Origin of the sequence: Nocardia aobensis NBRC 100429, from assembly GCF_000308375.1 — a bacterium.
Lineage (GTDB): Bacteria > Actinomycetota > Actinomycetes > Mycobacteriales > Mycobacteriaceae > Nocardia > Nocardia aobensis.
In genome coordinates this window covers 1-9,417 of record NZ_BAFQ01000100.1, presented here as the reverse complement: position 1 = coordinate 9,417, position 9,417 = coordinate 1, and the positions used below count along the sequence as shown (strand labels likewise).

Sequence of the window (9,417 nt, the reverse complement as noted above, 5' to 3'; positions counted from 1 at the left end):
CGTCCAGGTCGGCCTCGTGCGCGAGCTGGAGCAGTACGGCATCACCCCGGCCGCCATCGTGGGACACAGCGTGGGCGAGGTGTCGGCGGCGTATGTGAGCGGCATGTTGTCGCTGCGCGACGCCGTGCGGGTGGCCTACCACCGCGCCCGCCTGCAGGCGACCACCGCCGGCACCGGCGGCATGCTCGCGGTGGGACTGCCGAAGGACAAGGCCCTCGAACTGATCGGCGACGATCCGGGTATCGATATCGCCGCGGTCAACAGTCCCAGCGCCGTCACCCTCTCCGGCGATGTCGAACGGCTGGACCTGCTGGCCGAAAAGCTGACCGAGGAGGGCGTTTTCGCTCGCCGTCTGCGCGTCGAGGTGCCCTACCACAGCCGCCTGATGGAACCGATCGAAGCCGAATTGCGTTCGGTGCTAAACGATCTCGCGCCGCGGAACCCGACCGTGCCGCTGTATTCGACGGTGACCGGTATGCGGGTCTCCGAGGCCGACTGGGACGCGTCCTACTGGTGGTCGAATGTGCGGCAGCCGGTCCGGTTCTTCGATGCCGTCGGCGCCCTGATCGGCGCGGGTCACCGGATCTTCCTCGAGATCGGCCCGCATCCGGTGCTCTCGGGCAATATTCGCGAAGCCCTGCTCGGCGCCGATGTGCAGGGGACGACCGTTCCGACACTGGACCGCGAACAATCCGACGCCGACAGTCTGCGCCGCACCCTGATCGGCCTGCACGCCGCGGGCGTGCTCGACCGCGATCTGCTGTTCCCGCCCGATCGCCCGGCCACCCCGCACCTGCCGCTGCCGCGCTACCCGTGGCAGCGCACCCGCCTGCACTCCGCGCTGCCGCTGTTCGAACAGGCCCGGCTCGGCACGCCCGGTGGCTACGCCATGCTCGGCGATCCCGATGTCGAAGGCCGGCCGGAATGGCTGCTGCAGGTCGGCACCGAATTGCTGCCGTGGCTGTCGGATCACGTGGTCAACGGCATCAAGATCATGCCCGGCGCCGCGTATCTGGACGCGGCGCTGAGTGCCACCAAGTCGCGGATCGGCTCGGAACAGGTTGCGCTGGAGGGGGTTCGGTTCGTCGCGCCGCTGATCATGGGCGCCCCTGACGTGCCGCTGGTCGCGCTGAGTATCGAGGAGGCCAGCGGCCGGTTCCTGATCAGGTCCCGCAGTGCCACCGGCACCGCGTGGACGGTGCACGCCTCCGGGCGCACCCTCACCGGCAGCCACGAGCAGACCACGGTCGCCGTTCCGGAGATCGAGGTCGGCATCGACGTCGACCCCGCGATGTTCTACACCGGCCTGTCCGCGGCCGGACTGCAGTACGGGCCGTCGTTCCGGCGGGTCACCTCGGTGCGCGTCGGCCGGGATGTGGTGGTGGCGACCGTCGACGGCGCGATCGCCGCGGATTCCGGTCATCTGGCCCATCCGGCGGTCGTGGACGCCGCCATGCAGTGTGCGGCCATGCTGTTCGCCGACGAACGCATCGACGAGGGCGTGATGGTTCCGGTCGGCGTCGGCGCGGTGCGGTTGCTCGCGACGCTGCCCGAGACGGTGACGGTGGTCGCCCGGCGCGATCCGAACGCGCGGCTGCGCGCCGATGTGGATCTGCTCGACGCCGACCACAAATTGGTCGTCCGCCTGTCCGGCCTGCAGATCGGCGCGCTGCGGCCCGGCGACGATCCGCTGCACCGGATGGCCGACTTCTATTACGCCGAGACGTTCGAGGAACGCGATCCGATCGACCCGGCCGCGCTGGCAGAGGCCGGCTCGGTGAGTACCGTGGTGGTCCGCCTGGGCGAGACCGACCGGGCCGACCGGTTGGTGGCCGCGCTGGCGGATTCCCGTCTGCACGTGGTGGATTCGACCGGACCGGAACTGGAGTCCGAGCTCGTCGAGCAGTTGCGCGCGGCCCGCGACGAGCCGGCTCGGCGGTTGCACATCTGCGTGGTGGCCGGTGCGGTCGCCGACGACGTGGCCGACTTGTGGACGCTCAAGCGCATCGCGGTGGCGATCGCCGACTTCGTCGAACCGTCCAGTGAAAATGGCACGCCGCAAACGATTTTCGGCGACGGCCTCGTGCACTGCACCCTGGTCACCGAATCGGCCTTCGCCCTGCCCGGCAGTCCCGTCGCTCCCGATACCGGACAGGCCGCGCTGGCGGGCGCCCGGCGCGTGCTGCTCAACGAGCAGACCGCCCTGCGGTGGCGGCTCGTCGACGTCGAACCCGCCACCCCGATCGCCGATCTCGTGGCGGAGCTGGCGGTGCCCGGCGCCTTCTCCCTCGACAACAGCGACGAGGTGCTGCTGCGCGACGGTAAACGCTGGGCGACGGTGATCACCAAACCGCTGCCCGAGCGCCTGGAAGCCTTGGAAACCTCGGCGCCGCTGACCGATCCGGAGGCCAATTTCGAACTCGACATGCCACGTACCCGGCTGCTGTCGGCATTGGCGTGGCGGGAATGTCCGCGGGTGGCACCGGGCCCCGGTGAGATCGAGATCCGCATGCAGGTCATCGGATTGAACTACAAGGATCCGCTGAAGGTCATCGGGCTGCTCGGCGAACGCGAGCTCGCACCGACGTATTTCGGCACCGTGCCCGGCATGGAGGGTGTCGGCACGGTGGTGCGGATCGGACCGGGAGTCGAGGGCGTCAAGGAGGGCGATCTGGTCGGTGTGGCCGCCAAGGGCATGATGCGCCGCTTCACGGTCGTGGACCGGCAACTCGCGGTCGTCCTGCCCGAGGGCACCGATCCCGGGCACTGCACCAGCATCATCGCCTTCGGCACCGCCGAATACGCCCTGCTGGATCTGGCCCGGCTGGAACCGGGGGAGACGGTGCTCGTGCACGGCGCGGCCGGTGGTGTCGGGACCGCCGCCATCCAGGTCGCCAAGGCTCGCGGCGCCACCATCATCGGCACGGCCAGCACCCCGGAACGGCGCGCGCACGTGCTGGCGATGGGCGCGGACTACGCGGTGAATTCACGCTCGCTGAACTTCGTCGACGAGGTCGCCGCGATCACCGGCGGCGCGGGCGCGGATGTGATCGTCAGCAGCGCTCCCGGTGAGATCCTGCGCCAGAACTTCAATGCCGCAGCCGAATTCGGCCGCATCGTCGAGGTCGGCAAGGCCGACATCTACACCGGCGGCCTGCTGGAACTGGCCAACTTCGACAAGAACCTGTCGTACTTCTCGATGGATCTGGACCGCCTCGTCAAGGTGAAGCCACAACGGCTCGCGGCGCTGCTGCAGCGAGTGTTCGAGAAGGTCACCGAGGGCACCTACCGCCCCCTGCCGTACCACATGTTCGACACCGCCGAGGTGAGCAAGGCGTTCGAGGAGACGCTGCGCTCGTCGCGGCCGGCGCGTATCGCGCTGCGCATGGACGCACCCGAACCGCCGGTGCGCCCGTATCTGCCCGATGTCGAAATCAGCGACACCGCAACGTATCTGATCACCGGCGGGTTCGGTGGTTTCGGTCTGGCGATCGGCCGGTGGCTGACCTTGCGCGGTGCGCGGCGGCTGGTGCTGGCCGGGCGGCGGGGTGCGACCACGGAGGAGGCGCGCCGTCAGCTCGAGGCGTGGCGCGCGATCGGGATCGAGATCGTCGAGGAACTGCTCGACGTGACCGACCCCGGCGCGGTCGCCGAGGCCGTCGCCCGCATCCACACCGCGGACCATCCGCTGCGCGGGGTGTTCCACGCCGCGGGCGCGGTCGCGGACAACAACCTCGCCAAGATGGAACTCGGCCAGCTCGAACAGGTCTATCTGCCGAAGGTGCTGGGCGCGCAGATCGTGCACCGGGCCGTCGCCGAGGCGGGCATCGACCTCGACATGTTCGTACTGTGCTCCTCGGGCGGCTCGATGTACGGCATCTACGGCCAATACAGTTATTGCGCGGCCAATGTCGCGGTCGAATCGCTGGCGCTGCGCTGGGCGGCCGCGGGGGAGCGGGCGTTGTGCGTCGGCTGGGGTCACCTCTCCGGTGCCGGCGGTATGGCGGCGAACGAGACCTCCGAGAAATATCTCGACCTGGTCGGATTCGGCCCGATCGATATGGGCGACGCCACCGCCTACCTGGAGCAGACCCTGCGCCTGGGCGCGACGCGGGTCGCGGTCATCCCGACCGACTGGGCCAAGCTCACCGGAACCTTCCCGCAGCTGGCTCGCACCGGCCGCACCGCCGCACTGGCCCGGGCCTCGGCGAAGGACACCTCCGAGCTGGCCCGGCTGCGCGAGGAGCTGGCCGCGATGGAGGAATCCAAGCGCGGACCGCATATCGCGCGGCTGATGGCCGGCGAACTGGCCGTCGTCATGGGCGTGGACGTCGACACCATCGATATGACGATCCCGGTGCCGGAACTGGGCCTGGATTCGCTGATGGCGGTCGAACTCGGCGCCCGGGTCACCAAGACGCTCGGCATCGACCTGATGTCGCTGCAGATGGGCCGCTCGTTCAGCCTCGAACAGGCCGGGCCGAAGGTCGCCGAACTGATCCTGGCGCACGAACCCGGTGGCGCCCAACCGGATCCGGCGGCCCTGGCCGCGGCGGTGGACGGTGCCGTGGCGAACGGTTCTCAGCCCGCGGCCGAGTCGAACGGTCACGACGCGCCGGCCGGCGCGGTCGCGGAGATGGCGGGGGTCAGCTGATGGCCCACCTTTTCGCTACCTGCCGGTGGAAGTGAGTAGTGTAACCGTGGTCGACTTCGGACTCATCGACGAATGGTCACCGCCGCCGGGGCGGATGGTCACCTGGGTCGCGTCACCGGAAGCGGTGGCGCGGGCCCGGGCCGCCCCGGTCCATCCGGCGCCACCGTCGCTGCAACAGGAACAGTATCTGCGCCAAGCGGATCGGCACGCCGCCGCCGACTTCCGGTTCTCCGGACTGTGCCTGGCCACCGCGCGGATCCCGACCGGTGGCCTGGACCGGGAGGCGATGACGCGGATCGTCAACACGTTCCTGTTGCGTCACGACACCTTCCGGACCTGGTTCGACATCGGCACCGACGGCGCCGTGCGGCGGCATCTGGTGCCCGAGGACGTGGTGGACTTCATTCCGGTCGACTTCGGGTGGATCGATGATCCGGCCGCGATCCGGCAGCACGTCGAGAAGACGACTCCCGACCCGTTCCAGTGGGATTGCTTCACCTTCGGCGCCATCGAACACGGTGATGCGACCACCGTCTACCTCGCCGTCGACCACCTGCACACCGACGGTCTCGGGCAGTACCTGTCCGCGTCCGACTTCGCACAGCTGTATCTGTCCGAACTGAGCGGCGAGGCCGAACCGCTGCCACCGGCGGCCAGCTATCTGGACTACTGCGTCACCGAGCGTGCCTACAGCGATCTGCTGACGCTGTCCTCGCCGGGTGTGCAGAAGTGGTTACAGTTGTTGCGCGGCAACGACAATCGGCTACCGTCGTTTCCGCTGGACCTCGGCAAACGCTCCGACGGCTACAACCGCAGCGCCCACCGCACGGTCACCCTCCTCGACGAACATCAGGCATCGGCCTTCGAGGAGATCTGCCGGGCCAACGACGCGGAGTTCGTGGGCGGGGTCTTCGCGGCCGCGGCCCTGGCCGAACGCGATCTCACCGATTCCGACTACTACTTCGGAATGACGCCGGTGAGTACCAGAACCTCTGCGGCGGAGGGTAATTCGGTCGGCTGGTACGTGACACTGGTACCGGTGGCCTTCCCACTCGGCCCCGGCGCCCCCGTCACCCGTACCCTGAAACTGGCCCAGCGCGCCTACGAGAACGGGCTCCGCCTGGCGCCCACGTCGTTCCATCGGGTGCTGGAACTGTTGCCCGCCGATTCCGAGATCAAGGCCGAACCCGGCTGGGTCACACCGATGATCTCGTTCATCGACGCCCGTGACTTCCTCGGCCACGAATTCTTCGACGAGGTGACGGCCGGCGTCTACGCCAACCGCGCCGCGTCGGAGGAGGCGCTGATCTGGGTCAACCGGCTGCCGTCGGGGACGACGCTGAGTGTCATCTACCCCGACACCGCGGTCGCCCACGACTCGGTCGAGCGCTACATCGCGGCGATGCGCACGGTTTTCGCCTCGATCATCGATCGCGGCGCGGAAACGAACTGAACTACAGGAGGTTTCGTGGTGTCGGAAGGCCCCGTGCCCATGCTCTTTCGCGACCCCGGCATACCCGACGGTGAGAAATGCCGGTACACGGTCGGAACCGACGGCCGCAGTTCGGGTTTCGAGCTGACCAGCGTCGTCACCCACGAGAACGGCGGCTACCGGACGCTGCTCGAGGCATCGAGCGGCGACGGCGAACTGGAACTGACCATCGACCAGCGCTTCGGCCGGGTCGACGGATTCCTGCGCGCCGAGGACTACCGCGCCGAAACCCGTTCCCGCGGTGTGGTCGTCTCCCGCGAGGAAGTGCATTTCATCGACACCGTCCACCTCCCGATCGGCGGCGCACCCGCCCCGTTCCCGACCGACATCATGCCGATCGTCGGCGGAATGACCCTGCTGCGCGGGCTCGATCTCACCGAGGGGGCGGCGCAGTCGATCGATACGTGGCTGGCGTTCTCCGTTCATTGGCCCCTGCTCGCCCGCGTGGACAAACGCACGGTTGTGGTGGCCGGCGCGGGTGAGATCGAATGCCGCCAGGTGCGCCTGCGGCCGAGCTTCGGGCAGGTGAACATGTTGCTGGACAAGATGATCGGCGGATTGCTACCCCCGTTCGTGGCCCATATCGAGGTGCGACCACCACATCGGCTGGTGCGCTTGAGTTTCCCGACCGAACTGGCGTTGTCGGCGCCGCGCAGCGTGATCGAGTTGGCCGGATGACGAGCGGAATCGGAAGCGGACAGGCGGTGCGCGGCGAGGGGGCAACGGTCGAGGGGCACGTGATTGCCGGCGAGCCGTCCCCCTCCGAATTGGCGGCATGGCTGGCCTTCGCCGGCTGTTTGATCGCGGTGTTCATGCAGATGATCGATGTGACGATCGTGAACACAGCCCTGCCGAGAATGGCTTCCGACCTCGGCGCCTCCCGTTCGGCGGAACTGCTGGTGATTTCGGGCTATTCACTCGCCTTCGCCTGCACGCTGCTCAGTGCCGCCCGCCTCGGCGCCGTTGCCGGTCGTCGCGCCATGTTCCTCACGTCGGTGGTGGCGTTCACGGCAGCATCGGTCTGGTGCGGATTATGCACGGGTGCAACGGAATTGGTGGTGGCCCGGGTGGTTCAGGGGGCGGCGGGCGCGGGCATGGCAGCCCAAACCATCGCCATTCTGATCGCCAGCTTCCCTCGCGAACGCCACTCCCTGGTCTTCGCCATGTACGGCGGCGTGGCCGGTTTCGCCGGCATGCTCGGCCCCATCCTCGGCGGCGCCCTGCTGACCCTCGACATCGGCGGCTGGGGTTGGCGCACGGTCTTTTTGATCAACCTCCCCATCGGCATGGTCGCCTTCGCACTCGCCTGGCGCTACCTGCGCATAGGCCGCCCGCCGTCGCCCGACCGCCTCGACCTGGGCGGCGCGGCGCTGTCCGGAGTCGGCCTACTCCTGGTCGTCTATGCCCTGGCCCTGGTCCAGCAACACGGCTGGCAAGCTCAGCCGGTCGCCCTCGGCCTGGCCGGAGTGGTGGTGTGCGCCCTGTTCGTGGTCCATCAGATCAGGCGTTCGTCGCGCGGAGCCGGCCCTTTGATGCGGCTGGATCTGTTCTCTGACAGAGGCTTCCGCATCGGCTCCATCCTGGTCTGCCTCTTCTTCGGCCTGTTCACCGCGTTCGTCTTCGCCGCCTCCATCACCATGCAGGACGTCCTCGGCTACACGCCGTGGCACACCGCGATCGTCATGACACTGTTCGCTCTGGGCGCCGGTGCCGGAGCGATCGCCTCGCTGTTCCTGGTCCGCCGGTGGGGAATCCTGATCCTGGCCGCAGGCGTCACCCTCTACGGCGGCTGCATGGGCGGCGGCGCCATCTACCTCCACCTGACCAGCGGCATCGCCAACCCCCTCATCGCCGCCCCCGCCGTCTGCGCAGCCGGCTTCGGAGTAGGAATCTTCGCAGTCCAAATCCAGCCGATCATGCTGTCGGGCCTGAACGCCGACCACATGTCGGAGACGTCCGGTGTGGTCCCGACCATCGAACAGATCGGCAACGCACTGGGTTTGGCGGTCCTGACCACCCTGTTCTTCCGCTCCCACACCCTCGACGGCGCGCTCACCATGATGGTGGCTCTGGCCGTGGTGTCGTTCGGATTGGGGGCGCTGACGTTGGCTTTGCCGCGAGCACAGCACAACTGAGGTTTTCGGCGTGCGTGCCGGCTGCCATTCGGTATCCGGCGGCACACCGTGATGCCGGCTCGAGCGGAGTCTTGCGGTAGCCGGCTTTTGTTGGCGCGCTTGTTCGCGCATGCCGAACTCCGATACCGCATATGACAGCCTCATGGGCTTGTCCGTGGGCGATGCGCTGGGTGCGCAGTTCTTCGTTCCCGGGCAATCCGTCTCCGATCTTCACGCCGGGCGACCGCCCGCGCCTCCGTGGCAGTGGACCGACGACACCGAGATGGCCTGTTCGGTGTACACGGAGGTCCTCGACCGCGGCCGTGTCGACCGCGATGCGCTCGCGGCCGTGTTCGCCCAACGATGTGAGCCCTACCGTGGCTACGGCCCGGGCACAGTCGTTGTGCTGCACGAGATTCGCGACGGCAGGCCCTGGGCCGACGCGGCGGGTGCGGTTTTCGGCGGGAGCGGGTCGTGGGGGAACGGTGCCGCGATGCGGGTCGCTCCGCTCGGGGCCTATTTCGCCGGAGATCCGGACCGGGCGGCGGCGCAGGCAGCGCTGTCCGCCGAGGTCACCCATCGTCATCCGGAAGCGATCGTCGGCGCCATGGCGGTCGCCGTCGCGGCCGGCCACGCCGCTGTGGTTCGTGGAAAGGCCTGTGCGCCCGGCGAATTGCTGGATGCGGTGGAGCCGTACCTGGTCGACGGGCGCACCGCGGACGGTATCCGTCGCGCCCGGAAGTTGATCGGCAGATCCGTGGCCGAAGCGGCCTACGAACTCGGCAACGGCGCCCGGGTCAGCGCGCAGGATACGGTGCCGTTCACCCTGTGGGCGGCCGCGAGCTTCCTCGGCGACTATCCGGCCGCGGTCACCGCCTGCATCGAGGCGGGCGGGGACGCGGACACCACAGCTGCGATCGTCGGCGGAATCGTGGCCGCGTACACGGGCGTCGGCTCCCGGGGTTCGATACGCGGGATCCCTGAAGAGTGGCTGTCGGCCCGCGAGCCGCTGCCCGCGTGGGCGCTGGAGCGACGTGGTGTCGGCGAACTTCCGTCGGGCGGGTTCGTGCGCTAGGGCTCCGCGCCTGAAATCCGTTGCAGAGCGGTTCCGTCGGTGTCGCGTGGCGCCGTCGTCCTGGTCTGCCGCCAGGGCAGGA

At 68.7% G+C, this 9,417-nt stretch carries 5 protein-coding genes; all 5 read left to right on the top strand.

Features of this window, described 5'->3' with window-relative positions:
* Nucleotides 1–4,654 (top strand): SDR family NAD(P)-dependent oxidoreductase (locus tag RJ03_RS12795; protein ID WP_036501574.1); only part of this gene is annotated, 4,654 nt, incomplete at its 5' end.
* A gap of 31 nt (nucleotides 4,655–4,685) precedes the next feature.
* Nucleotides 4,686–6,107 (top strand): condensation domain-containing protein, encoded by a 1,422-nt coding sequence (locus RJ03_RS12790; protein WP_245552269.1) that lies wholly within the window; start codon nucleotides 4,686–4,688, stop codon nucleotides 6,105–6,107.
* Between the two features lie 15 nt (nucleotides 6,108–6,122).
* Complete coding sequence (locus RJ03_RS12785) at nucleotides 6,123–6,824, top strand: hypothetical protein (protein ID WP_245552268.1); 702 nt, start codon at nucleotides 6,123–6,125, stop codon at nucleotides 6,822–6,824.
* Nucleotides 6,821–8,281 carry an MFS transporter gene (locus RJ03_RS12780; protein ID WP_083870787.1) on the top strand — a complete coding sequence of 487 codons (1,461 nt, stop codon included), beginning with the start codon at nucleotides 6,821–6,823 and terminating at the stop codon, nucleotides 8,279–8,281. Before RJ03_RS12785 ends, RJ03_RS12780 begins: the two co-directional genes overlap by 4 nt.
* A gap of 109 nt (nucleotides 8,282–8,390) precedes the next feature.
* On the top strand, nucleotides 8,391–9,335 hold the full coding sequence (locus RJ03_RS12775; protein WP_036501565.1) for an ADP-ribosylglycohydrolase family protein: 945 nt from the start codon (nucleotides 8,391–8,393) through the stop codon (nucleotides 9,333–9,335).
* Nucleotides 9,336–9,417: the final 82 nt, after the last annotated feature.